Raw genomic sequence first — 26,131 nt, forward strand, 5'->3', positions numbered from 1 at the left:
CCATCGCGCACATCATCCAGCGCTCGACACCCTCTTGCGCCGGCAAGGCTCGACGCGCTTCATCGATGACGGCCGCGTCGAACTCCACAACAATACGGTCGAACGACTAATCCGCGGCATCGACCCGCTTGCCTATCTCAACGAAGTCCTGACGAGAATCGTCAACGAACATCCAAGTCGCGGCATCGACCAGCTACTGCCCTGGGCCTATCGCGAGCAATCCCTCAAAGCCGCGGCCTGAGAACGACGCTTCGCGAACAGGCCGTCGCGCCAATGTCCGGTCAAAAAACGGATAGTCTCCAAGCGGTTGGGGCCTTTGCATCGTAGCCCACGCGCTTAGGTCCGCGGAGGAACAATTCGGCGGCCCGATCGCGTGCACCTATGCCGCGCGCAAAGTGTGAAATATTTCATTGAACATACAACCCTGGAATGCTCTTTTCGCACGGATCGTGAGCGCCGGGGGCCGGCAATGCCCAAAGGACCGCTTGTTTCGATAGCAGTTGCTGCCTGGGTGCTTTGCACAGGCGGCTTAGCCTGGGCAGTTCGCCCAGCACCGATAGACCCCGCTGCCATCCTCCGTAACCAAGTCGACAAGATTGGTCCGGGTTCAGTTGTCTTTAATCCTCCGACGGAAATGACGGTCGGCTATCACGAGCCAATAACCGTCCAGCCGCTCCAACGTCATGGCGCGGCTCAAACTGAACAGATCGAGGTTGGCCGCTTCATGCGGGCTCGCCTATTCGGTGAAGGATTCACGGCAACAACGAGTGGCGATGACGCGCAAGCCGAGTGGCTTTATGCTGAGCTTCCAGCGAGGTCGGGCGACCAGACCGGTGCGCCGCGCGACAAAATATATCTCTTCGTTTCGCGAGTTCTGGGCAGCACGGAGGAGGTCTGGCAGGCAATCTTCGCATCCGATCGCCTAACTTATCGGCCACCCCGTCTCGTCCTGTACACAAGCGCCACCTACGCAGCCTGCGGATTAGCCGAGAAAATCATGGGACCATTTTATTGTCCTGATGATCAGAAAGTCTACCTCGACCTTTCGTTCTTCCAAGAGATGCAGACTGAACTTCACGCCTGCGATTCGAGCGGCGCCGACTGTCAACTTCCTCAGGCCTATGTGATAGCCCACGAAATCGGACACCACGTTCAGAACTTGCTGGGAATTATGCCAAAAGTCCGCGAGCTTCAGGAGAGCATGGAAACGGAGGCGGAGAGAAACCAGTTACAAGTTCTTCTCGAGTTGCAGGCCGATTGTCTCGCCGGCATTTGGGCGCGTAAAATTAAAGAGAAAGCGAAGATCAACGCGAGCGACATAGCAGCGGCAATTCGAACGACAGAAGCACTAGGCAATGACACCCTGCAGAAAAGTGCCTTGGGGTACGTAGTGCCTGACTCGTTCACTCATGGCAGCGCTGCGCAGCGCCATCATTGGTTCGATGTCGGTTACGCAACTGGATTGGTGAAGAGCTGCAACACCTTTGCTGGAGCGCGGCAATGAGGCCCGACCTTCCCAACTCTCAACAGCCGAAGTCCGACGACGACTGCATACTACCGAGCGGGGCCGCCGGGGAGCCCCACTGGACGAAGAGAAACTCCGCGACGAACGCCTGCCCGGTCTCTTGCATTTTCATTTTGAGGGGAGTGCCGTGCCCCAGCATTGGTTAAAATACTTGGCTGTTTGGTCAATTGCCTTCGCAACGAGCTTCGGGAGCAGCTACGCGCAACCGATCGTCGCCGAGCGAGACGTCCTTCAGATCTGCGAAGCGTTTTCGCGGAAGGCCCCAGAGCGAATGCCGGCAATTGTTCAGCCGGAAGCTGCCAAAAATTTCGTTGGGAGATACGCTCGCTTTTCGGACCGGCTACGAGGCTGCCTATCGGCATCGGAGCGCGAGCGCGAGCCAAATAGCGTGACTTTTTTGATTCAGAACACACAGTACGAGAGTTACTGGAAGTTCCTCACTGATTCCAACTCAGTTCAATGGATTTCTATCGAGAGGTTTAGGCCCGTCACGCTGGCAGATGATGAGCCATGGCGCGCGCCTTTTGATGTGACAGCAGCCCCGATCAGGCCAACGATTAAACCCGGCGGCACCAAAATAGACCCGGATATCCAAGGCGGCGCGATTCAAGACTCCAGAATCGACACACGTATCGTTGAGTTTTTCTATGCAACGAACCGCAAACAGTCGGACACTCCCCCCGATGTCGAAGGCCATCCCCAGCCCGCACTCACAAGCGATCGACCTCCTGTCTACAGCTTAAACGGCTGGACTGCTGTCAGCGGCTACACAGGCGAGCGCAACCCTGATCTGAGTGTCGGGATCGTTCGCGTCCGGGTGCCTGAAGGACACCACATCGGAAACATAGAATTGCCCTCGAGCCTTAAGCTCTTCGGATTTAGGTTGAGAAGAGACACACTTGACCCGACGAAGCATTTTACTATTCGCAGCATCGAGAAAACAGACGAAGCGAAATGGATAAAAACGCTAGCGTCAACGAAGAAGAAAAAGGCTCTCGTGTTTGTCCATGGTTTCAATACCAAATTCCGCGACGCCGTCTTCCGGGCAGCGCAGATAACTTGGGATCTTCAGTTCAGAGGCACCACAATCTTATTCTCATGGCCGTCTCGCGGGGATATCGCGGACTATCTCTATGACAAAGAAAGCGCGTTGGCTTCGCGCACGGCCTTTCTTCGCGTGATCGACGATCTTTACAAAGCCGGATATGACAACATCGATGTGATAGCTCACAGTATGGGGAACTTGATCGCAGTTGAGGCCCTATCAAATAGCGCCGCGACACGATCACCCACGGCTATCGCGCAGTTGATCATGGTCGCCCCCGATGTCGACCGAGACATGTTTGTTCAAGACATTTCCGGCGTTGCAAAGGTCACTAAGGGGCTTACACTTTACGCATCCAAGAACGACAAGGCCTTGCAGCTATCGAAGCGTATTGCCGGAGGTATCCCGCGCGCAGGAGATGTACCTGATGCCGGGCCAGTTGTTTTGCCTGGACTTTGGACGATTGATGTCAGTCTAATTGGAGATGAACTGTTCGGACTAAATCATAACACGTTCGCCACAACACGAAATGTGCTTAACGATCTTGCGATACTACTTATGGAAGGCAAGCCTCCACCACGGCTAGTTGAAATCCGGGGCTTCCCTGAGCCTCCCCAAAAAGCCGCGTACTTCCGCTACATACCCTAGACTAGGGCGCGTTTTCATAAATCGCGACGCGTAGATCAGTCCCCTTCGATGTCCACTATGGCTCGGCAGCGGCGCAAAGGCGGATTCACTTATGGTCCGAGTTGGGGCCATTTAGCTGACATCGGTCCGAACCGCGGCCGAGCCCGTTAGCGGCCATGAGCACTCGCTTGCTATCGTTGCAGGATGTCTCCCAAAATTCCGACAGCTACTGACGCGCGGCCGACAGCGGTGACGAATGGTGGTGCGCGATCATCCATCGACCGTCGCGCTTCACAAGCACGAAAGTAAAGCGTGATGGCCGGGGTGTATCGTTCTCTGCAGCTCGAGCAAAATTGTAAAATCCGATTCCCAAGACGGATGTCTCGCTGAGGACGAGCGTTCGTATCTCGACAATCGAGTTCTTGCGACCGCTTCCCGGCAATTCCTGAAAATATTTCCGTATTCCCTCTTTCCTTCGGAAATTGCCGGGCTTGTCGTTCCAAGCAAAACCGCGTCGGGGGCGTATAGACCTACGAGCGCGTCGCGGTCGTTTGCACTATACGTCGCTGACCATTGATCGATCACAGCGTTGGCCTCTTCTGCAGGCCCCGCAAACGCAACCGTTCCAGAAGCGCCAAACAAGAAACAAAACGCCAGCGCCAGAAATTTCATCATAGCCTCCAGGTTTCATCGAGTTTTGTAACATACTTGAACAACGTTCGCCTTGCACCACAGGTATGGAAGGTCAGTAGCGGTCGTAAACCGTTGCCCTGTCCGACGACAGCTTTGGGTCGTCAGATTCGGAAGTGCGTTAGCGTTTGAAGCTGGTCAGCCTGTTCTCCAATAGCGGACATGACTACGGCACTCGGCGGTTGCGGCCAAATGGGGCGATATTTATCGCCTTAGGAATACACCCCCTAGCTGGCTTGTTTCGGCCGCGGCGGCCCGTCCACCGGCGGCAGCGATTTGATGTAATCCGCCATCGCCGCGAGATCCTCGTCCGGCAATTGCGAGGTGTTCTTGATCACGCGCGTCATCGCGCCGCCGACGCTGTCGCCATCGGGCAATTCGCCGGTCTTGAGGAAATAGGCAATATCCTTCGCGCTCCACTCGCCGAGACGCTTCTGTGTGATGTTGGGCACCCAGCCCTCGCCCTCCGGATTGGGTCCGCCGGCAAAGCGTTCTCCGGAGATGATGCCGCCAAGCGCGTTGCGCGGGCTGTGGCATTCGGCGCAATGGCCGAAACTGTTGACGAGATAGGCGCCGCGATTCCATTGCGGCGACTTCGTGCCGTCGGCGACGAAAGGTTTTCCGTCCATAAACAGGAATTTCCAGATGCCGATGTTGCGCCGGATGTCGAACGGAAAGCGCACGTCGTGGTCACGCACCTTGCCTGCAACGGGCGGCAGCGTTTTCAGATAGGCGAAGAGGTCGAGCACGTCCTCGCGCCTGGCGTGCTGATAGGACGTGTAGGGAAAGGCCGGGAAATAATGCTGTCCATCCGGCGAGACCCCGTGCATGACCGCGTTGACGAAATCGGCGTCGGTCCATTTGCCGATGCCGTAGGTCGGATCGGAGGAGATGTTCGGCGCGTAGAACGTTCCGAACGGCGACTTGATCGCGACGCCGCCGCCGAGCCTGGTGCGATCGGGCTGGTCGGGGACGGCATGGCAGGACGCGCATCCACCGGCGTTGAACATCACCTCGCCATTGGCGAGATTGGGGACATGGGCAGGCGCGGCGGCACCGGCCGCCACCACCGGCGCGCTGAGCCACCAATAGACGCCCGCAGCAGCGACCGCGGCAAGCAGCGCCACGACAATTGTTCGTTGCAACATGCAGATCCATTCATTGCTTGCCGCGAACTTATGACCGATGTCCACGCGGCTCCAGCCACGAAGAATTTAGCCCGCCCCGGCCGGATTCGGGAATAAACTGAAACGGCCAATGTTGAAAGGTTGGCAGGGCCAACGAGGCCTCAGGGAGAATGTCATGAACAAGACCGTCATCGCCATGGTCGCGCTGGGCGCCGCAGCTTTTGCAGCCCCCGCCGGCGCCGAAAAGCTGAAAGCAACGCTCGACGGCAAATCCGAGGTGCCAGCAACCACCACCAGCGGCGCCGGAACCGCCGATCTGGACTATGATGCCGCCAGCAAGAAGCTGTCCTGGAAGGTCACCTATTCCGGCCTGTCCGGCCCCGCCACCGCCGCCCACTTCCACGGGCCGGCCGAGGCTGGCAAGAACGCCGGCGTCGCGGTCGCGATCCCGAATGCAACCTCCAGCCCGGTCGAGGGCTCGGCGACGCTGACCGATGCGCAGGCCGCTGATCTGCTCGCCGGCAAGCTCTACGTCAACATCCACACCGCGGCCAATCCGGGCGGCGAGATCCGCGGCCAGGTGACGAAGTAACCTCAAGGCTGCTTCGTACGCGAAGGCCGGGCGCCGGAGGGAGCGTCCGGCCTTTTCGATTCCGCACGCCGCGAGGTGGCCGCGCACGCTCATTCCGGCATGCCGGCAACCCGGAGCGCTTGCGTCAGCTTTTCGACATCTTCCCGTCGGCGGTATCGCCGTGTGTACGCATCGATACGCTTATTGGGACATAGTTGCATCGCACGGTCGCAAATCCGCCGGGCTTCCCCAATCCGGTCTGACGCCGCATGGCATGCCGCCAGAATGAATTGCGCAGGCGGAAAGATCGGTATCAGCCTGATGGCGGCTGCCGCGCAAGCCAAGGCGTCATCATGACGGTCTGCAAGAAAATGAGCATAAGCCAAGCCCGTCTGGGCGTTGGCGCCCCCATGCGGATGAAGCGGGTTCAAACGCAATGCGGTGTTGAATTGCTCGATTGCGGCGTCACCACGACCAAGCCAGAGTTCGCTCCAACCGTTCCAATGTCGTGCGATGACGAGGTTTGGGTCCAGCTTTATCGCGCGCACGAGAAGAGCATCGCCTTCCTCGACCTCGCCTGCCACCTGGGAGAGCGCGTGTCCGGCCATCGCGAGCACCGACGGATCATTCGGGTCAAGCTCGACCGCCCGCCTCGCCAGCCGCGCGGCTTCGCTGTGTTCATGGGCTTCATCAGTGATCCAGTCGAAAACATTCCTCAGGACATAGCAACGGGCGCCGAGCGCGTATGCACGCGCGAATTCGGGATCGATCTCGCGGGCAGTTTTTGCGAGCTCTATAGCCTCGATGCTTGCTTCCTCGGTGAATTTGAAGAAGGAGGCAAATGCCCGAAGATAATAGTCGTAAGCCTGAAGGTTGTCGGTCGGCTGGCGTTGGGCGCGCTCGATTTCGGCGCGCTCCAGTCGCGGGGAGATTGCGCCGATGACGCTGCTCGTCAGCCGATCCTGCAGGTCGAAAAGATCTTCGATCTCACTGTCAAACCGGTCCGTCCAGAGATTCAGGCCGGTCGTCGCGTCGATCAACTGACCGGCGATTCGGACTCGATTGCCGGCCTTGCGCACACTGCCTTCGAGCACGTAGCGAACGCCCAGCTCCTGACCGATCTGTTTGACGTCGATCGCCCTGCCCTTGTAGGCCAGAGTCGAATGTCGCGCGATCACGAAAAGAGACTTCGAACGCGACAGTCCCGAAATGATGTCCTCGACCATACCGTCGGCAAAATAGTCCTGCTCCGGATCCGGGCACAGGTTGGCGAATGGAAGGACCGCGATCGAGGGTTTGTCGGGGAGCGAGAGCGCAGGTTTCGGCGTCTCGGCTCCGCCGTCGGCGGCCGCTGCGCCCTCGGCGGCAAGCGTTTCCCGGACCTGACCCACGAAGCGGAAGCCTCTGCGTGGCAGTGTTCTTATCAGCCGCTGCTCTTCGCCAGAATCCCCGATCGCGCATCGCGCACTGTTGAGGCGGGTCGTCAGCGCAGCATCGGACACGCAGCACCCCTGCCAAATGGCATCGATGAGTTCATCCTTGCCTACGACGCGCTCCCGATTGCGGATCAGGTAATCGAGGAGATCGAACACCAGTGGCGTAACTGAGATCCGATCCGCTCCGCGATGCAGCTCTCGCCGACCGGCGTCGAATGCATACTCCTCAAAGAGATAGCGCACGGTGCGAATCCCTTGGGTGAGCCCTCCGGGGCGACCGGGGTGGGCTTTTGGGCCCGCTGGACGTCGCAAGAATAAGCTGCCGGTAGGAAAAATGTAAGCTGTCGGTCAAGCACGCGCGTCGGTCTTCGGGCACCTTCTCGGGGTGAAAAACACCCTCCGAAGGCACCGCAATGACCCTGATCCAAGGTACAATGTGGCCGGAACGGGCGTCCATATCGTCCCGGCATGTCCGCAGCCTGATCCGGAAGTACTGGGATGTCTTTCAGGCACGTCGCGATCGCCAGAGATTGCGCGGCACGTTGTCCGGCTTGAGTGACCGGGAGTTGATGGACATCGGCACGACGCGCGGCGAGATCGACTACGTTGCCTCCAGCCGCGATATCGACCCGCGAGACATCGTGAGCCATTCGCGCGGAGCGTAAGTCGGGAGCCATGCGACCTGCCAGGAGATACCAGCCTGACCAACGGCTTGGCACCTTGGCTCGCGCGAGCGGCGGCATGGCCGACCTCAATACCTTGCTTGGGTTCGGCAATGTCGGGGCTACGCCTTCAAGCCGCGTTCAGCGCCTGCGCGAGATCGGCGATCAGGTCCGTCGGGTTTTCGATGCCGATCGACAGCCGGATCGTGGAATCGAGCACACCGATTTTCCGGCGGATGTCGGCGGGAACGCCGGAATGAGTCATGGTTGCGGGCAGGCTCGCAAGCGACTCCGTTCCACCGAGACTCACCGCCAGCTTGAGGATTTGCAGCGCGTTGAGGAATTTCACCGCCGCGTCCTTGCCGCCGACGATGTCGAACGAGAAGGTGGAGCCCGCCCCCAGGCATTGCCGCGCGAACACCATTCCGGCCGGCGAAGCCTCTTCGAGATGGCCGAGATAGTGAACCTTGGCCACCTTGGGGTGATCGCGCAAATAATCCGCCACGAGGCGCGCGTTGCTGTCAGCCTTTTCCATGCGCAGGCTCAGCGTCTCGAGCGAGCGGTTGATCATCCAGCAGGAATGCGGATCGAGCTGGGTGCCGATCGCGCCCCGGAGCGCTTTGATGCCCTTCACGATCGCCTTCGCGCCGAGCGCGGCACCCGCGATCAGGTCCGAATGACCGCCGACATATTTCGTGAGCGAGTACAGGGAAATGTCCGCACCATGCTCGATCGGCCGCTGAAACACCGGTCCGAGCAGCGTATTGTCGCAGGCGATGATCGGAATGTGTCCCTGGGTCTTGCCGATGGCGTCGGCGACACGGCGCATCATCGCGACGTCGACCAGCCCGTTGGTCGGGTTGGCCGGAGTTTCGATCAGAATCATCGAGACCCGGCCCTTGCGCATGGCCTCCTCCGAGGCCTGGCTGACCGCCGCTTCATCAACGCCATCGGCGAAGCCGACGGCGCCGATCGACAGGCGCGCAAGCGTGTTCGTCAGCAGGGTTTCCGTCCCGCCATAGAGCGGTTGGGAGTGCAGGATGACATCGCCGGGGCGGACGAACGCCAGGATCGTGGTTGCAATCGCCGCCATGCCGGATGAGAACAGCGCGCAGCTCTCGGTGCGCTCGTAGATCGCGAGCCTGTCCTCGACGATTTCGCTGTTTGGGTGATTGAAGCGCGAATAGACCAGCCCCGCGCCCATCCCTTCCGGCGGCTCGCGCCGGCCGGCGACGAAATCGAAGAAGTCCTGCCCGTCGTCGGCCGTCTTGAACACGAAGGTGGAGGTCAGGAACACCGGCGGCTTGATGGCGCCTTCCGACAATTGCGGATCGTAGCCATAGGTCAGCATCAGCGTTTCAGGATGCAGCATATGGTTGCCGATGTGCGTCTTCGACGGGAACGGTTTGACCATGGCCTGCCTCGCTGTTTTGATTCAGATTCTCGCCGCGAATTGGAACTCTGCGATCGAAGCACACGACTCGGATGCGCCTGCATCCGACAACTCTCGTCAACGTCGCAGCGGCTGCGGTTGAAGATAAGCTCATACGTGGCGCCCCGACAGCGATCAGCCAGGCCTCGCAAACAAATTTTGCCCTTGGTGTGGTTCGACGAATCGATGCCTCGGTAACCGAGGCACCTCAACGCAATGGTCCAAGCCTCCCCCGCTGCTGCCCTACCTTTGACGGGCCGCCCGCAAACATCCCCGATTCCGTCCATCCATTTTCGTGTTACCGCCACAAACAGCACTCACGAAGGCGTGACCGCGTATGGGGAGAAAAAAGTGCGCGCAAGGAGACCATGGAAAGTCGTGGGGGCCAAACATCACCACTCAAGTGTCGAGCAACTTCAGCTCGATCTGGCGGCGATCAACCGGTGCATACACGTGCTGGAAAAGGCGGACGTCGATCCTCAGGACATTGAGGTACTGACCGTTCATGCGCTGACGCTCGCCGAACAGATCGATGAGGTGCGCTGGTTGAACCCAGCGAAGGCTTTGGGGTGGTTACTCGAAAAAGAGACTCGCAAGCCTGCCGCTCGAAAAGCTTCGGGAGCCGGCTGAGCAATTGCGCTCGCCTTCGATCCGCCCAGATGCGCGTCCGACCGAAAACGCGTACGAGTCAACCGAGGCGCCCGCGCACAACGCAAAAAGGGCGGATGCCGTGCGCATCCGCCCTCACTTTTTGCCGGCTCCGCGTCAGCTGTTCTTCACACGAAAGGTCTCGTGACAGCCGCCGCATTCCTTGCCGACCGCGGGAAAAGTCGCCTTGAGCGAATCCAGGTCCTTGATCTTGCCCTTGGCCTCGCCGACGACCTTGGCGAAGCTTGCGATCTTGGCGTCGAAGCCGGCCTTGTCCTCCCAGATCTTCGGCGAGGCGCTGTAGTCGCCCTCGGGCTTCTGGCCCTTTGCGCTCGCCGGGAACAGGTTCGGCAGCTTCTTGGCGGTATCCGCGAACTGCGCCAGCGCGCTATCCACCGTGGCCTGGTCGTAAGGCTTCTCGCCCTTGACGATCGCCGCAACCGCGCCGGCGTTCTTGCCGTTGCCCTTCATGAGGGTCTGGACCTCCTTGACGGAGTCCTGCTGGGCCCAAACCGCGCCCATGCCGAGCAGCAGCGCGCCCCCAACAACCAACACTCGCTTCATTCGCAAAATCCCTTTCCCTGAGACAGGATCGTGCTGACCCCACATTGGGCCAACACCGATTGGCAGAGTTCATTCCATCCAAAGCGCGGCGATAGATCGTCGCACTATGGATTATTTGGTCGAGCTCGAGATTAAAGGCTGTGACGGCGGTGGTGCTCGTTGACCGCGATCCACACCCGCTCCGGGGTGGCCGGCATGTCGATGTGGTCGATCTTGTATTCGCGCCAGAGCCCGTCGACGATGGCGTTGACGACGGCCGGACAGGAGCCGATCGCGCCGGCCTCGCCCGCCCCCTTCACGCCCAGCGGATTGGTCGTGCAGGGAACGTTGCTGGTCTCGAACACGAAGTCCGGACCATCCGCCGCGCGCGGCAGCGCGTAGTCCATGAAGGTCGCGGTGATCAGTTGCCCGTCAGTGGCGCCGTAGACCACCTGCTCCATCAGCGCCTGGCCGATGCCCTGCATGGCGCCGCCATGCACCTGGCCCGCCAAAAGCAGCGGATTGAGCGTCTTGCCGAAATCGTCGACGATCACGTAGTTGACGATCTTGATGATGCCGGTGGCCGGATCGATCTCGACTTCCGCCAGATGCGTGCCGTTCGGATAGGTGCCGTCGGCGCTGGCAAAGGTCGCGCTGCCGTTAAGCTTCGATGGATCGGCGCTCCCGCGCTTGGCGAGATCGGCGAACGACATCGAACGGTCGGTGCCGGCGATCCGCACGACGCCTTCGGAGAGCTCGAGGTCGCCGGCACTGGCTTCCAGCGCCTGCGCCGCGATCTCCTTCAGCTTTTGCCCGAGCTCGCGCGTGGCGCGCTCGACGCTGACGCCGCCTGACGGGATCGAGGCCGAGCCACCGGTGCCGAGCCCCGTGGCGATCTCGTCGGTGTCGCCCTGGCGCACGTGCACGCGCTCCGGCGGCAGGCCGAACTGCTCGGCGACGATCTGCGCATAAGCCGTCTGGTGGCCCTGCCCGCTCGACTGTGTGCCGATCAGGACGGTGACGTCGCCGTTGGGATCGAGCCGCACATTGGCGGTCTCCTCGCCCATCACGCCGCAGATCTCGACATAGCTCGCAAGGCCCATGCCGCGGATCAGGCCATTCTTCTTGGCCGCCTTGGCGCGCTTGGGAAACTCCTTCCACTCGCCGATCTCCATCGCGCGCTTGAGATGCGCGGCGAAGTCGCCGGAATCGTAGACCTTGCCCGTTGCGGTCTTGTACGGCAGCGCCTTCGGCGGAATGAAATTCTTGCGCCGGATGGCGTCCGGCGTCATGTCGAGTTTTCGCGCACAGGCGTCCACGAGGCGTTCGATGACGTAAGCCGCCTCGGGCCGCCCCGCGCCGCGATAGGCATCGACCGGCACGCTGTTGGTAAAGATGGTGCGCACCCGGCAGTGGAAGGCCTGGATGTCGTAGAGGCCCGGCAGCATGCCGGCGCCGCCATGCGGAATGTAGGGGCCGAAGGTCGACAGATACGCGCCCATGTCGCCCATCAGGTCGCAATCCATCGCGAGGAATTTTCCGTCCTCGGCCAGCGCCATCTTGGCGGTGGTGACGTTGTCGCGGCCCTGCGCGTCGCCCATGAAGTGCTCGGTGCGGTCGGCCGCCCATTTCACAGCTTTCTTGAGCTGCCGCGCGGCGACCGCCATCAAGGCGTATTCGCGGTACGGAAACAGCTTGGTGCCGAAACCGCCGCCGACGTCCGGGCAGATCACCCGCATCTTCTCGGTGGGGATGTTGAGCACGTTCTGGCAGAGGATATCGCGCAGGCGATGGCTGCCCTGGCTGCCGACGGTCAGCGTCAGATGATCGCGCTTGGCGTCGTATTCGCAGACGGCCGCGCGCGCCTCCATGAAGCTCGCGACCACGCGCGGATTGACGATGTTGATTTCGGCCACCGCATGCGCCTTCGCAAAGGCAGCCTCGGTCGCCGCCTTGTCGCCGATCGAGACGTCGAACAGCACGTTGCCGGCCTTGTCCGGCCAGACCTGCGGCGCGCCCTTCTTGACCGCGTTGACGACGCCGGTCACCGCCGGCAGCGGGCTCCATTTGACCTCGATCGCCTCGATCGCGTCGCGCGCCTGGTCGATGGTCTCGGCGACCACGAAGGCGATGGAATCGCCGACATGGCGCACCTCGTCCTTGGCGAGGATCGGGTAAGGCGGGCCGGTGAAGGGATCGGTCTCGAGATTGAACAGGCAGGGCAGATTGCCGAGATCCTTCACATCATCGGCGGTCAGGATCAGCGCAACGCCCGGCAGCGTACGGGCCCGGCTCGCATCGATGGTGTACTTGGCATGCGCGTGCGGCGAGCGCAGCATCAGGCAGCGAAGCGCGGCCTGCGGCGCATAATCATCGGTATATTGGCCCTTGCCGCGGATGAGCGCGTCATCCTCCTTGCGCAGCACGCTTTGGCCAACGCCGAACTTGATGGGAGCCGCCATTTTCTTATCCCGTCCTCATGGTTGTTTTGCGGGCATATTGCCGTGGAAAAAGTGGCAAGGCAAACGGCTTTAGGCGTGCACAGGCCGCGAAGACTCGCCCGGCGCCTCGCCTGTCAGAGCGGGATGCGACGAAAACGCCGCAGCCCGGTCATTTCCCTGTGAGGAACGGTCCGGTTGATGGCACGATAGTTGCCGAACTCGTCCCGCGGTGCACTCCTAAGAAGTAGTCGCGCTGACTGCCGCTTGTTCGCAAAGCGTATCTCCGCTTCCGACGGTTGATCACCTATTCACGCCCCGCCTCCAAAGATCCGTGGCGCGATCTCTCAGCGTATCGATAGCGCGTTCAGGCGAGATGTAGTCGATCTCGCTACGCGTCAAGCCGATATCCATCAGCTCCCTGTCACTCAGGTCCTGCAATCCGAGCCCTGGGCGCGGCCGCCGCTCCTGAAACGCAAGCCAGTATCGCTTGATCAGTCTCAAGACGATGGAGAGGTCGAGGCGAAGCCTCGCGGCATCGCGCTCAATCTCGGATGCGCTGTTCGTCTGTTGGGGTGGCATCGGATGCTCCTGCTGTTGTGCCGGCAGGGAGCGTGGCCAAACAAAAGGCCCCGTCCGATGCCGGCGGGGCCTGGTGGAAAAGATGTCGTCGTCGAATTCCTAGCGCGCGACTCCTTCCACGGCCCAGCCGAAGCGGGTCATGTGGTTGCGGTTGAAATGGCGCGACGATTTGATCATGCGGCGCCAATACCACGGCAATCGTGCAAAATCAAGGGATGTGCGGAGGTCGGTTGCACCTTGGAGGCGAGTCCCTCGCTCCGACGAATTCGCTCATTCGACGCGACGGTTCATGTCCCCTACGCGAGGGGCATTCCAAAGCGGACGTTTACGACCGCTCCGAGAGGGCGGCCATTGCCCCCTGGGACATTCTCAACAGCCGGCCGACCTGGACGAGCCGGCCGGCTGCGCGCATCAACGGACGTGCGTCGCTTAGGGACGAACGCGGATAATCGTATTTCCCTTACGTCGCTCGGTCGAATTTAAGGCGGCGACGGCATCGTCGAGGGTCGAGACGTTGCCGATGTTAGTCCGCAGTCGTCCGTCCCGCACCCACTCGACGATCTCACTCAGTTGGGCACGATCAGCCTCGACGACGAAGTCGATCGCCAGCCCGTTGGAAGGCGGCGCCTCCGCCGGACCGACGATGGACACCAGTGTTCCCCCGGCTCGAATGAGTCCTGTGGACCGCTTCTGGATGTCACCACCGATGACATCGAACACCAGATCGACTTCGCCGATGTCCTCCAGTGCGTCGTTGTCGAGGTCGACGAACTCCTTCGCGCCGAGGTCGAGCACTGTCTGACGATCGGCGGCACGTCCGGAGCCGATGACGTAAGCTCCGGCCGCTCGTGCGAGTTGCGTCACCATAGACCCGACTGCGCCTGCCGCCCCGTGTGCCAGCACGCTCTGCCCCGCCTGAAGGCGACCGTGCTGGAACAGCCCTTGCCACGCGGTGAGGCCGGAGATCGGCAGGCTCGCGCCCACGGTAAAGTCGACGTCGCCCGGCAGCGGCGCAAGGTTGCGCGCCTCGATTGCCACGTACTCGGCCAGCGTGCCGTCGCGATACCAGTCCGCGAGGCCGAACACCCGTTGTCCCACCGACAGCCCCGTCGTTCCATATCCAAGGGCAGAGACCACTCCGGCCAGCTCGTGCCCAGGGATCGATGGCGTTCGGTTGCGATCAAGGCGATCGGCCCAGCTCGAGGGCCACGCAAGCTCAGTCGGGATAAATCTCGACGCATGAACCTGGACGACGACATCGTTTATCGCTGCCTGCGGCTCGGGCCGGCGCACCAGCTTCATACCGGCCGTTCCCGCGGCTTGCTCCGTTACAACGATCGCCTTCATGGGATTTTCTCCTTGGTCTCTTCGGTGGAAATGTGAGGGAGCGCGCACGCGCCGGCTTTCCACAAAATGCTAGGCAGTGTGGAACTCCTGTCTCCGTGTCGGCGATTGAGTTGTCTGCACTGATCGGAACTCCCGCTATGCCCGATGGATCGGGCTCGCTCCGATCCATGGTCGTAGCGAGTAGATGCGTTGCGCCTGGCTATAAAAAAGTACCAAGATTGACGATTCTGGCTGTACCAACCGATGCCATGATGTCGGCCTTGAGACTGTGAGCCGACGAGAATCGCAAAACTGGGCTTGGCAAGTCGCTGCCGACACCAACCGACTGGACTTATTCAGTCAGCTCACGGGGCGAACAACCTCAAGGAGCGATCGGTCCAGCGATGATGAACTCACCGACGCCATACACAAAGCTTCACGCAGGTGAGCGATGCGCGGTTCTGAGCTCCGACTGAGACTGCCTCGTGATGCCCCGCTAAGGTCGACTCCAGGCCCTTAGCCGAAGTGCACTGACGTCTACTGCAGGTCCGCCTTTCGTGGGCAGAGCGGACCTGACAAACCTGTTGGCTCACTCCTAGCCACGCACCAGCGAGACCAACCAGCTGCGGCCGAACAGGATGAGGATCGCGAGCGCGTAGACGATGGTGCCTCCGACGGCCAGCAGCACCAGCATCAGCTCATCGCGGAAGTGCATCGAGCCCAGCATAGAACCGCTGAAGCGCGCGATCAGCCAGAACGTGGCGGCGAGGATCAGTCCGGTCAGCAGGAATTTGGCGAGCGACAACAGCCAGGCGCGGTCCAGCACGAGAAAGCCGCGCCGCACGGCGAAGAACAGCACCAGCAGCAGATTGGTCCAGACACCGACGGCGGTTGCGAGCGCCAGGCCGATCTGGGCGAGCGATCCCATCAAGGCCACCTTCAGGGCGACGTTGACCGCGATGCCGGTCAGCGAGGCGCGCACTGGCGTGGCGGTGTCCTTGCGGGCATAGAAGGTCGCGACTGCGCTGCGGATCAGCACGAAGGGGATCAGGCCGATGGCATAGGCCGCGAGCGTGGCGCCGGCGGCGGCGGCATCGGCCTTCGAGAACGCGCCACGGGCGAACAGCGCACGCATGATCGCGTCGGGCACAGTGATGAAGGCCGCCACGAATGGGATCGAGAACAGCAGCGTGAAATCGAAGGCGCGGCGCTGCGCCTTCATCGCACCGTCATGATCGTTGGCGGTGATCCGCCGCGACATCTCCGGCAGCAGAACCGTGCCGATCGCGATGCCGATCACACCGATCGGCAGCTGGTTGAGGCGGTCGGCATAATAGAGCGCGGACAGCGCGCCTGCCGGCAGAAAGGTCGCGATGATGGTGTCGGCGAACAGCGCGACCTGCGTGCCCATCGATCCCAGCGTCGCCGGCCCAAGCGCCTTGAAGAAGCTGCGGACGTCTTCGTCGAGCTTCAGCGGCGCAAAGCGCGGCAGGCCGCCATGGCGCGCGAGATCGCCCGCGAGCAGGAAATATTGCAGGAAACCGGAAATCAGGACGCCCCAGGCGGCGGCGTGGCCCGCGCTGGGAAACCAGGCGGCGAGCGCCAGCGTCATCATCATGGAGATGTTGAGGAAGATCGATGCCGCCGCGGCACTGGCAAAGCGCTGCATCACGTTGAGCATGCCGCCATAGAGCGTCACCAGCGTGATCAGCAGCAGATAGGGAAAGGTGATCCGGGTCAGCTCGATCGCGAGCTTGCGCTGCTCGGCGTCCTCGGAAAAGCCGGGCGCCAGAATGCTCATGGCCTGCGGCATGAACAGCCAGGCGACGATCAGCAGCACCACCTGCGATGCCAGCAGCAGCGTGAAGATGCGGTCGGCGAACAATTTTGCCGCCCCCTCCCCGCGCTCGCCATGGACATGCGCATAGGCGGGCACCCAGGCGGCGTTGAAGGCGCCCTCGGCGAAGATCGCGCGGAAATGATTAGGCAGCCGCAGCGCCACGAAAAAGGCGTCGGCCACGGGGCCGGCGCCCAGGATCGCCGCGAGCATGATGTCGCGGGCAAATCCCGTCAGCCGCGAGAGCAGCGTGTAACCACCAACCGTGAAGATGCGTCCGAGCATGCGTCTGTTTTAGAGACTTATCGAACAGAGGTCGATTGCATCTTGCGATGTGCGTTGCTGTGCCCTCTCCCCTTGCGGGAGAGGGCATCGCCGCGATCAGACACAAGCGCATTGGGGTGAGGGGTATCTCTCCGCTTTTTGCGCGGAGAGATACCCCTCACCCGTCTCGCCGCTAGCGCGGCGAGCCACCCTCTCCCACAGGGGGAGAGGGGAAGAAATCAGCCCGCGATCGCGCCGCGCACTGCGGCGATGATTCGCTCCTGGTCGGCTTCCGTCAGGTAGGCGTGCATCGGCAGGCTGATGACGTCCTGCGACAGGTTCTCGCAGCCCGGCAGGCCGCCGTCGGCGACCGGATACTGCTTGTAGGCGGTCTGCTGGTGCATCGACTTGCCGTAATAGATCGCGGTCGGCACGCCCTGGGCCTTCAGCGCGGCGGCGAAGCCGTCGCGGTCGGTGCCCTCAGGGAGACGGATCGTGTACTGCGCCCAGACCGAGGTATTGCCCGGCGCAAGCCGCGGCACGGTGACGACGTTGGACAGGCCACGCGCGTAACGCTCCGCAACCTTGTTGCGGGCGGCGATCTCGTCGTCAAAAATCTTCAGCTTCTCGATCAGGATCGCGGCCTGCATGGTGTCGAGCCGGCCGGTCAGGCCGAGGCGGACGTTGTCGTATTTGTCCACGCCCTGCCCGTGCACGCGGATGCTGCGCAGCGTCGCGGCGAGCTCGTCGTCATCGGTGAAGATCGCGCCGCCGTCGCCGAAGCAGCCGAGCGGTTTGGCCGGGAAGAAGCTGGTCGCGGTGGCGAGCCCGAAGGTGCCGAGCTTGCGGCCCTTGTAGCTCGCACCAAACCCTTGGGCTGCGTCATCCAGCACGAACAGGTCTTCGGCCCTGGCGATCTCGGCGATGGAATCGTGGTCGGCGGGCTGGCCGAACAAATCGACCGGAATCACCGCGACCGGCTTCAGGCCGGCCTTGCGGGCGGTCGCGATGCCGCGCTTGAGCGACTCCGGGCTCATGTTGAAGGTGGCTTCATCGACATCGACGTAAACAGGCGTCGCGCCGGTGCGCGCCACCGGCGACGCGGTTGCGATGAAGGTGAAGGACGGGCACAGCACGGCATCGCCGGGGCCGACATTCTTCGCCATCATGACCATCAGGATCGCATCGGTGCCGCTGGCGCAGCCGATCACGTGCTTGGCGCCGCTATAGGCCGCAAGCTGCTTCTCGAGCTCGGCGACTTCAGGACCATTGACGAACTGGCAATGGTCGAGGACGCGCTTGACGGCGGCATCGAGCGAGGCGCCGAGCCGGCGGCGCTGCGAGGCGACGTCGACGAAGGGAATGGGTTCGGAACGCAGATGCTGGTTCATGGCGCCTTGCGGGTTTTGAGCGGTCGACATGGAGAAGAGATCAGCCCGCGACGCGGCGCGGGCCCTTGCGGGCAGCCGACGAGGCCGCGGGCCGCGACGGCGTTTCGAGGCACTGCGTGGCGATCTCGAGACTGGCGACGCCCTCGTCGCCGGTAACCGCCGGCGTCTCGCCGTTGCGGACGGCCTTCAGGAACGCGATCAACTCGGCACGGAGCGGCTCGTCGTGGCCGACCGGCAGATGCCGCATCGAATAGCTGCCGTCCTGCTTGAAGCCGAAGCACTCGGTGACCTGGCGCGTCAACAGATCGCCCATCACGTATTTGCCGCGGGTCGCGACCGTGACGCTGCGCGCCTTGAACGGCGTCAGCCAGTTAGTGTTGATGTGCGCGAGCACGCCATTGGCGGTGCGGAACTGCAGGAGCGCGATGTCCTCGCGCTCGGCGACCGCGCTCGACAATTGCGGCTGCACCTCGACGATGTCGGATTCGGTGAACCAGCGGATCAGATCGATGTCGTGCACGGCGAGGTCGATGACGACGCCGACATTGGACATGCGCGGCGGGAACGGGCCGACGCGGGTGATCGCGATGGAGAGAATATCTTCGCCAGCGATCGCCTGCTTGACGGCGGCGACCGCCGGATTGAAGCGCTCGACATGGCCGATCATCAGCGTCACGCCGGCCTTTTGCGCGGCGGCGACGATCTCGCGACCTTCCGCGACCGTGGAGGCGATCGGCTTCTCCACCAGCACATGAACGTTCCTGCCGATGCAGGCGAGCGCGACCTCGTGATGCAGATGGGTCGGCGCGGCGATGGTGACGGCGTCGACACCTTCGGCGAGGAGTTGGTCGAGCGTCTCGAAACCCTGGCAGCTGGCAAGCTCGGTGGTGCGCGTCAGATGCGCCGGCGACGGATCGACCACACCGACGAGGCTGACGCCTGGAAGACCCGCGAGCACGCGCGCATGGTTGCTGCCCATCACGCCCGCGCCAACGACGCCAACGCGCAAGCCGGCCTTTGCCGGTGCAAACCCTTTGGAACTCATCTGAGTAAACCCCGATTCAACGCAAATCCCCGGGCCGCTTCTAGCACGGGCGCCACATTTGTGGCGAATGTCAGCCGAATTGACCGGACACGATTTGATTCAAAAAGTTACACGTTCCCCGGGCCTTAGCGCCAAAAGCTTGCGCCTTCCGGCCCGGGTCGCGTGATTCGGAGCTTGCTGGTTACGACCTTTGATAGTCGTCTTCAATCCGGATGATGTCGTCTTCCCCGAGATAGCTTCCGGTCTGGACCTCGATGAGTTCCAGCATGATCTTGCCGGGGTTCTCCATCCGGTGCACCGCGCCCATCGGGATGTAGATGGACTCGTTCTCGTGCACCGTCTTGACGGTCTCGTTGACGGTCACCCGGGCGGCACCGCGGACGACGATCCAGTGCTCGGCGCGATGATGGTGCTTCTGCAGCGACAGCCGCCCGCCCGGCTTGACGACGATGCGCTTGACCTGGTGGCGCTCGCCGTTGTCGACGGACTGGTAGCTGCCCCAGGGCCGGTGCACCTTGAGATGCTCCTCGGTGACCTTCGGTGCGACCGCCTTCAGCTTCGTCACGAGGCGCTTCAGGCCGTTGGCATCCTTCTGGCGCGAGACCAGCACCGCATCCGCGGTGGCGACCACGACGAGATCGTCGACGCCTTCGAGCGCGACCAGCGCTGCATCTGTGGTGACGTTGCAGTTGCGCGAGTCTTCGAACACCGCACTGCCATGCGAAGCATTGCCTTGCGCGTCCTTCTCCGACAACTCCCACACCGCGTGCCAGGAGCCGACGTCGGACCAGCCGCAGGACACCGGCACAACCGCTGCGCGCGAGGTCTTCTCCATCACCGCGTAGTCGATCGAGATCGCCTTCGCCGCGCCGAACGCCTCGGGCTCCAGCGTCACGAAGCCCAGATCGCGGCCCGCATTGGTCACTGCATTGGACACCGCCTCGATGCTCGCCGCGTCGACCTTGCGGTATTCGTCGAGCAGGACCGTGGCCGGGAACATGAAGTTGCCGCTGTTCCAGAGATAGCCCGAACTGACGTAGTCGGCCGCCTTCACGGCATCAGGCTTTTCGACGAAGCGCGCGACCGCGTGCACCTCGCCGGAGATCACCTCGCCCGGGCTGATATAGCCGTATTCAGTCGCCGGCCGCTCCGGCTTGACGCCGAAGGTGACGATGCGCCCAGCGCTCGCGGCGGTGAGGCCTTCGCGGCACGCCGCGACGAAGGCGGCGTTGTCCTGCACCACGTGGTCGGCGGCGAGCGCGAGCACGATCGCGTCACTGGCGCGGTTCTGTGCGAACACCGCGCCCGCGGCGATCGCGGGGCCGGAATCGCGCCGCATCGGCTCGAGGATCACGTCGGCCTCGATGCCGATCTCGGCGAGCTGCTCCAGCACCATGAAGCGATAGGACGCATTGGTGATGACGATCGGACGATCAAACAGCGAGGCATCCGACACGCGCAGCAGCGTGTCCTGGAAGGTCGAGCGCGTGCCGAACAGCGGCAGGAACTGTTTTGGGCGCACCTCGCGCGAAGCCGGCCACAGCCGCGTGCCGGCACCGCCGCACATGATCAGGGGGATAATGCGTTTGTCCATCGTCATTTCAAACCTTGAAGTAGTCCCGATACCAGGTGACAAAATTGCGGACCCCGAGCGCGATCGGCGTTGACGGTGCAAAGCCGGTGTCGCGCGTCAGATCCTCGACATCCGCGAACGTTTCCAAGACGTCTCCCGGCTGCATCGGCAGCAATTCTTTGATTGCCGTCCGACCCAGCTCCTGCTCCAGAAGTCCGACGACATGCATCAGCTCTTCCGGATGGTGGTTGCCGACATTGTAGACCTTAGACGGCGCATTTGCGGCAGCCGGGTCATCCGCGGGCACCCGATCGATCAGCTTGGATACTACACGGGTGACGTCGTCAATATAGGTGAAGTCGCGACGCATTTTGCCATGGTTAAAGAGCCGGATCGGACGCTCCGCCATGATGGCGTTCACGAACAGAAACAGGGCCATGTCGGGCCGGCCCCACGGGCCGTAGATGGTGAAGAAGCGCAGGCCCGTGACCGGCAGCCGGTAGAGATGGCTGTAGGACTGCGCCATCAATTCGTTCGCCTTCTTGGTCGCGGCATAGAAGCTCACTGGATGGTCGGTCCGGTCCTGCACGGCAAATGGCAGTTTAGTGTTGGCGCCATAAACGGAGGATGACGAGGCGTAGACGAGATGACGACAAGAGTTGTTGCGGCAGCCCTCCAGCACGTTGAGAAAGCCCTGGAGATTGGAATCGGCGTAAGTGTGCGGATGGTCGATCGAGTAGCGCACGCCCGCCTGCGCCGCGAGATGCACGACTTTGTCAAATCGATGTCGCGCAAACAGCGCCGAGATGGTCTCGCGGTCGGCGAGATCGGCCTCGACGAAGGCGAAGCGGGAATCGCTCCGAAGCAGGGCCAGGCGCGCCTGTTTCAGCGCCGGATCGTAATAGCTGTTGAGATTGTCGAGCCCGACCACGGGCCGGCCCTCGGCCAGCAGCTGCCGGGCGACGTGAAAGCCGATGAACCCGGCGGCTCCCGTGACCAAAATCGCCTGATCCGTCATCCTGTTCCCAAGCGATCTGTTGCCACGCGATCCCCAAGCCGGCCCCGCGGCGCCTCTTTAGCCGCGGTATCGAGGCCGTCGCAATAGCCTCGCCGCTATTCGTCACCGCTCCAGATAAGCGCTATTGCAAGATCGGCGCCAAGACCATACCAAAGCGGCCGAATTCGACGCCTCGCGTCGGGTTGCCTCAAATCTTCGCAAACCCTGTTCATGCGGGCGAGATGCGCCGAATCCTGCTGTCGACGGCCAAAATCCTGATTTCCGGAGCGCTGCTCTACCTGGCGCTGCGCAAGGTCGATCTGTCCGAACTGTTTTCACGCCTGACCGCGACCAGCCTGCTCTGGATCGCCATGGCGATCGCGGTCACGTTCCTGCAAATCTTCGTCGGCGTGGTCCGCTGGCGCGAGGTCAGCGCCGAATGCGGCGCGCCGCTCGAGCTCGGCCGCGCGATGCGCTACAACGTGATCGGTGCGTTCTTCAACCAGACGCTGCCCTCCGCGATCGGTGGCGATGCGGTCCGGCTATGGTTGGTTGCGCGCGCCGGCGCCGGATGGCGTGCGGCCACCTACTCGATCTTCGTCGACCGCGCGATCGGCCTTGTCGCGCTGGCGATCGTCGTCGTCGCGAGCCTGCCCTGGAGCTACGAGCTCATCACCGATCCGCACGGACGCTCGGCGCTGCTGCTCGTCGATTTCGCCGCGCTCGCGGGCGGCGTCGGTTTCCTGATCTTCGGCGCGCTGAAATGGTCGTGGCTGAAGACCTGGTGGGCCACCCATCACATCCACGCCTGCGCCGTGATTGCTAACCGCGTGATCTTCAACGCCAAGCGCGGACCGATCGTCGCAATTCTGTCGCTTCTCGTTCACGTGCTCGCCGTCGTCATTGCGTGGTGCGTGGTGAAGTCGATTGCCGCCCCCGTCAGCTTCGGCCAAACATTCCTCCTCATTCCGCCGATCATGCTGATCACCCTGATGCCGATCTCGATCGCCGGCTGGGGCGTGCGCGAGGCGACGATGGGCCTGGCCTTCGGTTTCGCCGGGCTTTCCGCCAATGAAGGCGTTAACGTCTCGCTGCTATTCGGCGCCGTGCTCTTCATCGTCGGCGCGATCGGCGGCCTGGTCTGGATCCTCAGCGCGGAGAAGGCCGCGAAAGGGTCGGCGCCGCTCGGGGTGCCGCAGTGAGCCCAACCGTCGACGCTGTTGCCGTCATGTCGTCGCTGCTTGCCGTCGCGGTCGCCGCGCTGATGTCGGCGATCATCACCTGGACCAGCCGTCCCCTGCTCCAGCGCTATGCCCTGGCGCGACCGAATGCCCGTTCCTCGCATCGCATTCCGACCCCGCAGGGCGCCGGCATCGCGGTGATCACCGCCACGCTGCTGGTCGCATCGGCCTGGGCCGCCTGGGCGAACGTTGCGATCCCGCCGGCGCTAGTCATTGCAACGATCGTGATCGCCCTGGTCGGATTCGCCGACGACATCGTGTCGCTGCCGGTGTTGGCGCGGCTGGCGCTGCAAGCAGCCTGCGTCGGCGCGGTCGTGTTCACCGCGTCCGAGACTGCGCGCATCGTGCCGGCACTGCCCCTTCCGCTCGAGCGTGGCCTCATCCTGCTCGCCGGCGTCTGGTTCGTGAACCTCGTCAACTTCATGGACGGGCTGGACCTGATGACGGTCGCGGAAGTCGTGCCCGTCACCGCGGCGCTGCTGCTGCTGGGACTGCTCGGTGATCTCTCGTGGCCGGCGGCGCTGATCGCCACGGCAATGTGCGGCGCCATGCTCGGCTTTGCGCCGTTCAACCGTCCGGTCGCAAAAGTGTTTTTGGGCGATGTCGGCAGCCTGCCGATCGGCCTTTTGCTCGGCTGGTGCCTGCTGGAGCTCGCCTGGCATGGGCAGCCGGCTGCGGCACTGCTGCTGCCGGCCTATTACCTCGTCGATTCCACCATCACGCTGTTTCGGCGCATCGCGCGCCGCGAACAATTCTGGTCGGCGCACCGCTCGCACTTCTACCAGCGCGCTACCGACAACGGCTTCACGGTCCGCGGCGTGATCGGCGATGTGTTCGCGCTCAATCTATTGCTGGCTGTGCTTGCCATCATCACGGTTCGCGCAAGCTCGACCTCGGTCACATGGCTCGCGCTTGTCGCGGGCGCGATCGCAATCGGATTCGTCCTGCACCGCTTCTCCCGACCTCAGGCGTCCTGAGCCGACAGCGCGAGCCGCAGGCCCTCGTCGAGGGAGACCTGCGGCTGCCAGCCGGTCGCGATCGCCTTGGCGAGGTTGAGCTCGAGCGAGCCGATCAGGCTGTCATGAGTATCTTGCCGGCCCATCACGCTGAGCAGCGTTGAGAGCAGTTCCGGCGGCATGCCGAACAGCCGCGAGGTCTTGCCGGCAGCCTTCGCCAGCCGCTCGATGAATTCGGGCGTCGAGACCTGTTCCGTGTCCGCGACCAGGAAGATCTCGAAATTGCTCGTGGGATCGGGGTGAGCCAGCCGGCGCAGGATGAACGACGACAGATTTTGCACGGCCAGGAACGCACGCTGATTGCGAATTGCGCCAAAGGGCAGCGGCAGTCCCAGATTCACGGCGCGCGTCAGCAGCGCGAAATTGCCCTTAGCGCCAGCGCCATAGACCAGCGGCGGCCTAATCACCGAGATATTCATGTCGCTGTCGCGCGCCAGCGTCCTCAAGCCCGCCTCGGCGGCGGCCTTGGACATGCCGTAGAGGCCGCGCGGCGTGAGGATGTCCTCTTCGCTGAACGGCGCGCGGCCATCATTGCTGCGGCCGTGCACGAGAACGGTGCTGACGAAGATGAACTGGCGAACGCCCGCCGTTGCCGCGGAGCGCGCCAGGTGCAGCGTGCCGGCGATGTTGACGTTGCGGTAGAGCTGGACCGCGTGCTCCTCGTGCTTGTGATGCACGCGCGCGGCGAGATGGACCACGGCGTCGACGCCTTCGAGCGCCGCCTCCCAATCGGTATCGGGCCCGATCGATCCGATCGCGACCTCGTCCTCGATTCCCTCCGGCCTGCGCGCCGCGCGGCGGACCGACCATCCCTCGCGCGCGAGCTCAGGCGCGACGTGGCGGCCGACGAAGCCGCTCGCCCCTGTCACCAGCACGACCGGTTTCCGCTCGCTCATCGTTGCTCCGTCAGATCGGGGTTGCGCAACAATTCGTCGATCAACCCGGCATAGGCGTTCATCGCGGTCGTCTGGTCGAATCTCGCTGCCGCCTTCACCGCGCGTTCGGCCATGGCGGCGGCGTCGCAACGTGATGCCGCGCGGATTGCGTCGGCGAGCTGATCGGCGCGGCCCGGCGTCACGACCCAGCCGAGCCCGTTCTCCGCCACCGTCAACGCGGCCTCGGCCTCCGGCTCGGAGACCAGCGCCACCGGACGGCCGACCGCCAGCAGATTGTAGAACCGGCTCGGCACCGACACCCCCGCCACGTTCTTCCGGTACGGAATGATCCAGAGATTGGCAGCCGCCAGGAACGCCTCGAGCTCGGCATCCGCCACCCGCGCCACGAACGACACATTGGGCAAGTTCGCCTCGGCCTGCAACTGCTTCAGCCGCTTGAAGCCGATGCCCCAGCCGGACAGCAGGAAGTGGATGTCCGGTTCGTCCTTCAAAAGGCGTGCCGCCTCGAACACGATCTCCGGATCATGAGTGAAGCCAAGATTGCCCGACAGGCCGACAATGAATCGCGCGGAAAGCGCCTTGCGGAACGGATTGTCCGGCGCCAGGGGACGTGCCGCCGGTACGAGCGTCGCCCAGTTCGGGATGAAGCGGATCTTGTTCCGCGTCATGCCGGAATAGCTCAAGAGCGGCCGCTCCGCATCGCGGCCGATGGTGATGACGGCATTGAGCGCGCGGAACATCAGGCTGTTGGCCGCGCGCATCGTTCGCGTCACGAACGAGCCGGGCTTCAGGATTTCCGCCATCACGAGAACATCGGGGAAGAGGTCGTGCATGATCAGCGCCGAGCGCGCGCCCTTGCATCTTGCCGCGGCCGCGACCGCGTAAGGCAGCATGAACGGCGCGGTCACGGTGACCACGACGTCACCAGCCCTAAGCTCCCGGATCAACGCGAAGAAGGTGCGCGCCGCGAACAGCAGCTCGGAGGCGCCACGTCGCACCAGCGCGGCCTTTCCCGCCATCCGGTTCTTGATGGCGATCACGCGCGGCTTGCCCGGGCCGGTTTGCGAGGCCGGCAATTCGCCGGGCGAGCCCGACAGCACGATGACCTCGTGGTTGACGGCGACGCGGCATGCGATCTCTGCCATGATCGCGGCGGTCGTGCTCGGATCAGGCGGATAGTGCTGGCTCGCGACGACGATCTTGCCTTGAGACTGCATGG

The 26,131-nt window shown here is 62.8% G+C and carries 22 protein-coding genes and 1 pseudogene; 8 read left to right on the top strand and 15 right to left on the bottom strand.

The window, feature by feature from the left end; all coding sequences use genetic code 11:
- Positions 1–31: 31 nt before the first annotated feature.
- From J4G43_RS35275 to J4G43_RS35285, 3 genes and pseudogenes are all read left to right on the top strand, one after another.
- A pseudogene (locus J4G43_RS35275) lies at positions 32–241 on the top strand (transposase domain-containing protein); the annotation flags it as partial.
- A gap of 156 nt (positions 242–397) precedes the next feature.
- Positions 398–1,504: a KPN_02809 family neutral zinc metallopeptidase gene (gene ypfJ / locus J4G43_RS35280; RefSeq protein WP_225005298.1), complete on the top strand. Its 1,107-nt coding sequence runs from the start codon at positions 398–400 to the stop codon at positions 1,502–1,504.
- Between the two features lie 148 nt (positions 1,505–1,652).
- Positions 1,653–3,218, top strand: coding sequence for an alpha/beta hydrolase (locus tag J4G43_RS35285; RefSeq protein ID WP_208087745.1), 1,566 nt, complete (start codon positions 1,653–1,655; stop codon positions 3,216–3,218).
- Between the two features lie 205 nt (positions 3,219–3,423).
- Here the strand turns inward: J4G43_RS35285 and J4G43_RS56100 are convergent, their stop codons facing one another.
- Together J4G43_RS56100 and J4G43_RS35290 are read right to left on the bottom strand one after the other, a co-directional pair.
- A complete protein-coding gene (locus tag J4G43_RS56100) occupies positions 3,424–3,639 on the bottom strand; it encodes a nuclear transport factor 2 family protein (protein ID WP_408581376.1) in 216 nt (71 codons plus the stop codon).
- Between the two features lie 475 nt (positions 3,640–4,114).
- Positions 4,115–5,035 (bottom strand): c-type cytochrome, encoded by a 921-nt coding sequence (locus tag J4G43_RS35290; protein WP_208087746.1) that lies wholly within the window; start codon positions 5,033–5,035, stop codon positions 4,115–4,117.
- Positions 5,036–5,189: 154 nt separating this feature from the next.
- On the opposite strand from J4G43_RS35290, the gene J4G43_RS35295 reads away from it, so the two are divergent.
- The gene (locus J4G43_RS35295; RefSeq protein WP_166099426.1) at positions 5,190–5,606 is read left to right on the top strand and encodes a CHRD domain-containing protein; all 417 of its coding nucleotides are present in this window, start codon (positions 5,190–5,192) and stop codon (positions 5,604–5,606) included.
- An 89-nt stretch (positions 5,607–5,695) separates the two neighbouring features.
- Here the strand turns inward: J4G43_RS35295 and J4G43_RS35300 are convergent, their stop codons facing one another.
- On the bottom strand, positions 5,696–7,264 hold the full coding sequence (locus tag J4G43_RS35300) for a winged helix-turn-helix domain-containing tetratricopeptide repeat protein (protein ID WP_208087747.1): 1,569 nt from the start codon (positions 7,262–7,264) through the stop codon (positions 5,696–5,698).
- A gap of 170 nt (positions 7,265–7,434) precedes the next feature.
- On the opposite strand from J4G43_RS35300, the gene J4G43_RS35305 reads away from it, so the two are divergent.
- Positions 7,435–7,686 carry a DUF1127 domain-containing protein gene (locus tag J4G43_RS35305; RefSeq protein WP_085405857.1) on the top strand — a complete coding sequence of 84 codons (252 nt, stop codon included), beginning with the start codon at positions 7,435–7,437 and terminating at the stop codon, positions 7,684–7,686.
- Positions 7,687–7,813: 127 nt separating this feature from the next.
- On the opposite strand, the gene J4G43_RS35310 is transcribed toward J4G43_RS35305, so the two are convergent.
- Positions 7,814–9,097, bottom strand: coding sequence for a cystathionine gamma-synthase family protein (locus J4G43_RS35310; RefSeq protein ID WP_208087748.1), 1,284 nt, complete (start codon positions 9,095–9,097; stop codon positions 7,814–7,816).
- Between the two features lie 234 nt (positions 9,098–9,331).
- Between J4G43_RS35310 and J4G43_RS35315 the strand changes: the two genes are divergently transcribed.
- Positions 9,332–9,745, top strand: a complete 414-nt coding sequence (locus J4G43_RS35315; RefSeq protein ID WP_208087749.1) for a hypothetical protein — start codon at positions 9,332–9,334, stop codon at positions 9,743–9,745.
- A 135-nt stretch (positions 9,746–9,880) separates the two neighbouring features.
- Here the strand turns inward: J4G43_RS35315 and J4G43_RS35320 are convergent, their stop codons facing one another.
- From J4G43_RS35320 to J4G43_RS35360, 9 genes are all read right to left on the bottom strand, one after another.
- Positions 9,881–10,327 (bottom strand): c-type cytochrome, encoded by a 447-nt coding sequence (locus tag J4G43_RS35320; protein ID WP_028153044.1) that lies wholly within the window; start codon positions 10,325–10,327, stop codon positions 9,881–9,883.
- 131 nt (positions 10,328–10,458) lie between these two features.
- Positions 10,459–12,768, bottom strand: coding sequence for a xanthine dehydrogenase family protein molybdopterin-binding subunit (locus J4G43_RS35325; protein ID WP_208087750.1), 2,310 nt, complete (start codon positions 12,766–12,768; stop codon positions 10,459–10,461).
- Between the two features lie 279 nt (positions 12,769–13,047).
- Positions 13,048–13,326: a YjiS-like domain-containing protein gene (locus tag J4G43_RS56105; protein ID WP_208087751.1), complete on the bottom strand. Its 279-nt coding sequence runs from the start codon at positions 13,324–13,326 to the stop codon at positions 13,048–13,050.
- 429 nt (positions 13,327–13,755) lie between these two features.
- A complete protein-coding gene (locus J4G43_RS35335; protein ID WP_208087752.1) occupies positions 13,756–14,673 on the bottom strand; it encodes an NADP-dependent oxidoreductase in 918 nt (305 codons plus the stop codon).
- Between the two features lie 574 nt (positions 14,674–15,247).
- A complete protein-coding gene (gene murJ / locus J4G43_RS35340; protein WP_208087753.1) occupies positions 15,248–16,774 on the bottom strand; it encodes a murein biosynthesis integral membrane protein MurJ in 1,527 nt (508 codons plus the stop codon).
- Between the two features lie 218 nt (positions 16,775–16,992).
- A complete protein-coding gene (locus tag J4G43_RS35345; RefSeq protein ID WP_208089498.1) occupies positions 16,993–18,144 on the bottom strand; it encodes a DegT/DnrJ/EryC1/StrS family aminotransferase in 1,152 nt (383 codons plus the stop codon).
- Between the two features lie 40 nt (positions 18,145–18,184).
- Entirely contained in the window at positions 18,185–19,189 is a 1,005-nt protein-coding gene (locus J4G43_RS35350) for a Gfo/Idh/MocA family protein (protein WP_208087754.1), read from the bottom strand.
- A 181-nt stretch (positions 19,190–19,370) separates the two neighbouring features.
- Positions 19,371–20,783: a mannose-1-phosphate guanylyltransferase/mannose-6-phosphate isomerase gene (locus J4G43_RS35355; RefSeq protein ID WP_208087755.1), complete on the bottom strand. Its 1,413-nt coding sequence runs from the start codon at positions 20,781–20,783 to the stop codon at positions 19,371–19,373.
- A 7-nt stretch (positions 20,784–20,790) separates the two neighbouring features.
- Positions 20,791–21,780, bottom strand: coding sequence for an SDR family NAD(P)-dependent oxidoreductase (locus J4G43_RS35360; protein WP_208087756.1), 990 nt, complete (start codon positions 21,778–21,780; stop codon positions 20,791–20,793).
- Between the two features lie 221 nt (positions 21,781–22,001).
- On the opposite strand from J4G43_RS35360, the gene J4G43_RS35365 reads away from it, so the two are divergent.
- Together J4G43_RS35365 and J4G43_RS35370 are read left to right on the top strand one after the other, a co-directional pair.
- Positions 22,002–22,961 (top strand): lysylphosphatidylglycerol synthase transmembrane domain-containing protein, encoded by a 960-nt coding sequence (locus J4G43_RS35365; RefSeq protein ID WP_166099473.1) that lies wholly within the window; start codon positions 22,002–22,004, stop codon positions 22,959–22,961.
- 26 nt (positions 22,962–22,987) lie between these two features.
- Entirely contained in the window at positions 22,988–23,977 is a 990-nt protein-coding gene (locus J4G43_RS35370; RefSeq protein ID WP_175618479.1) for an MraY family glycosyltransferase, read from the top strand.
- Here the strand turns inward: J4G43_RS35370 and J4G43_RS35375 are convergent.
- Positions 23,965–24,912: an NAD-dependent epimerase/dehydratase family protein gene (locus J4G43_RS35375; protein WP_208087757.1), complete on the bottom strand. Its 948-nt coding sequence runs from the start codon at positions 24,910–24,912 to the stop codon at positions 23,965–23,967. The genes J4G43_RS35370 and J4G43_RS35375 overlap by 13 nt on opposite strands.
- On the bottom strand, positions 24,909–26,129 hold the full coding sequence (locus tag J4G43_RS35380; protein WP_166099479.1) for a glycosyltransferase family 4 protein: 1,221 nt from the start codon (positions 26,127–26,129) through the stop codon (positions 24,909–24,911). Before J4G43_RS35380 ends, J4G43_RS35375 begins: the two co-directional genes overlap by 4 nt.
- Positions 26,130–26,131: the final 2 nt, after the last annotated feature.

Source organism: Bradyrhizobium barranii subsp. barranii (assembly GCF_017565645.3).
GTDB lineage: Bacteria > Pseudomonadota > Alphaproteobacteria > Rhizobiales > Xanthobacteraceae > Bradyrhizobium > Bradyrhizobium barranii.

Excerpts from the sequence above, each read along its gene's own strand:
- murJ (WP_208087753.1), bottom strand. The coding sequence starts at position 16,774 with ATGCTCGGACGCATCTTCACGGTTGGTGGTTACACGCTGCTCTCGCGG.
- J4G43_RS35375 (WP_208087757.1), bottom strand. The coding sequence starts at position 24,912 with ATGAGCGAGCGGAAACCGGTCGTGCTGGTGACAGGGGCGAGCGGCTTC.
- J4G43_RS35295 (WP_166099426.1), top strand. The coding sequence starts at position 5,190 with ATGAACAAGACCGTCATCGCCATGGTCGCGCTGGGCGCCGCAGCTTTT.
- J4G43_RS35325 (WP_208087750.1), bottom strand. The coding sequence starts at position 12,768 with ATGGCGGCTCCCATCAAGTTCGGCGTTGGCCAAAGCGTGCTGCGCAAG.
- J4G43_RS35320 (WP_028153044.1), bottom strand. The coding sequence starts at position 10,327 with ATGAAGCGAGTGTTGGTTGTTGGGGGCGCGCTGCTGCTCGGCATGGGC.
- J4G43_RS35350 (WP_208087754.1), bottom strand. The coding sequence starts at position 19,189 with ATGAGTTCCAAAGGGTTTGCACCGGCAAAGGCCGGCTTGCGCGTTGGC.
- J4G43_RS35360 (WP_208087756.1), bottom strand. The coding sequence starts at position 21,780 with ATGACGGATCAGGCGATTTTGGTCACGGGAGCCGCCGGGTTCATCGGC.
- J4G43_RS35355 (WP_208087755.1), bottom strand. The coding sequence starts at position 20,783 with ATGGACAAACGCATTATCCCCCTGATCATGTGCGGCGGTGCCGGCACG.
- J4G43_RS35335 (WP_208087752.1), bottom strand. The coding sequence starts at position 14,673 with ATGAAGGCGATCGTTGTAACGGAGCAAGCCGCGGGAACGGCCGGTATG.
- J4G43_RS35380 (WP_166099479.1), bottom strand. The coding sequence starts at position 26,129 with ATGCAGTCTCAAGGCAAGATCGTCGTCGCGAGCCAGCACTATCCGCCT.
- J4G43_RS35290 (WP_208087746.1), bottom strand. The coding sequence starts at position 5,035 with ATGTTGCAACGAACAATTGTCGTGGCGCTGCTTGCCGCGGTCGCTGCT.
- J4G43_RS35370 (WP_175618479.1), top strand. The coding sequence starts at position 22,988 with ATGTCGTCGCTGCTTGCCGTCGCGGTCGCCGCGCTGATGTCGGCGATC.
- J4G43_RS56105 (WP_208087751.1), bottom strand. The coding sequence starts at position 13,326 with ATGCCACCCCAACAGACGAACAGCGCATCCGAGATTGAGCGCGATGCC.
- J4G43_RS35310 (WP_208087748.1), bottom strand. The coding sequence starts at position 9,097 with ATGGTCAAACCGTTCCCGTCGAAGACGCACATCGGCAACCATATGCTG.
- J4G43_RS35305 (WP_085405857.1), top strand. The coding sequence starts at position 7,435 with ATGACCCTGATCCAAGGTACAATGTGGCCGGAACGGGCGTCCATATCG.
- J4G43_RS35315 (WP_208087749.1), top strand. The coding sequence starts at position 9,332 with ATGGTCCAAGCCTCCCCCGCTGCTGCCCTACCTTTGACGGGCCGCCCG.
- J4G43_RS35365 (WP_166099473.1), top strand. The coding sequence starts at position 22,002 with ATGCGCCGAATCCTGCTGTCGACGGCCAAAATCCTGATTTCCGGAGCG.
- J4G43_RS35345 (WP_208089498.1), bottom strand. The coding sequence starts at position 18,144 with ATGAACCAGCATCTGCGTTCCGAACCCATTCCCTTCGTCGACGTCGCC.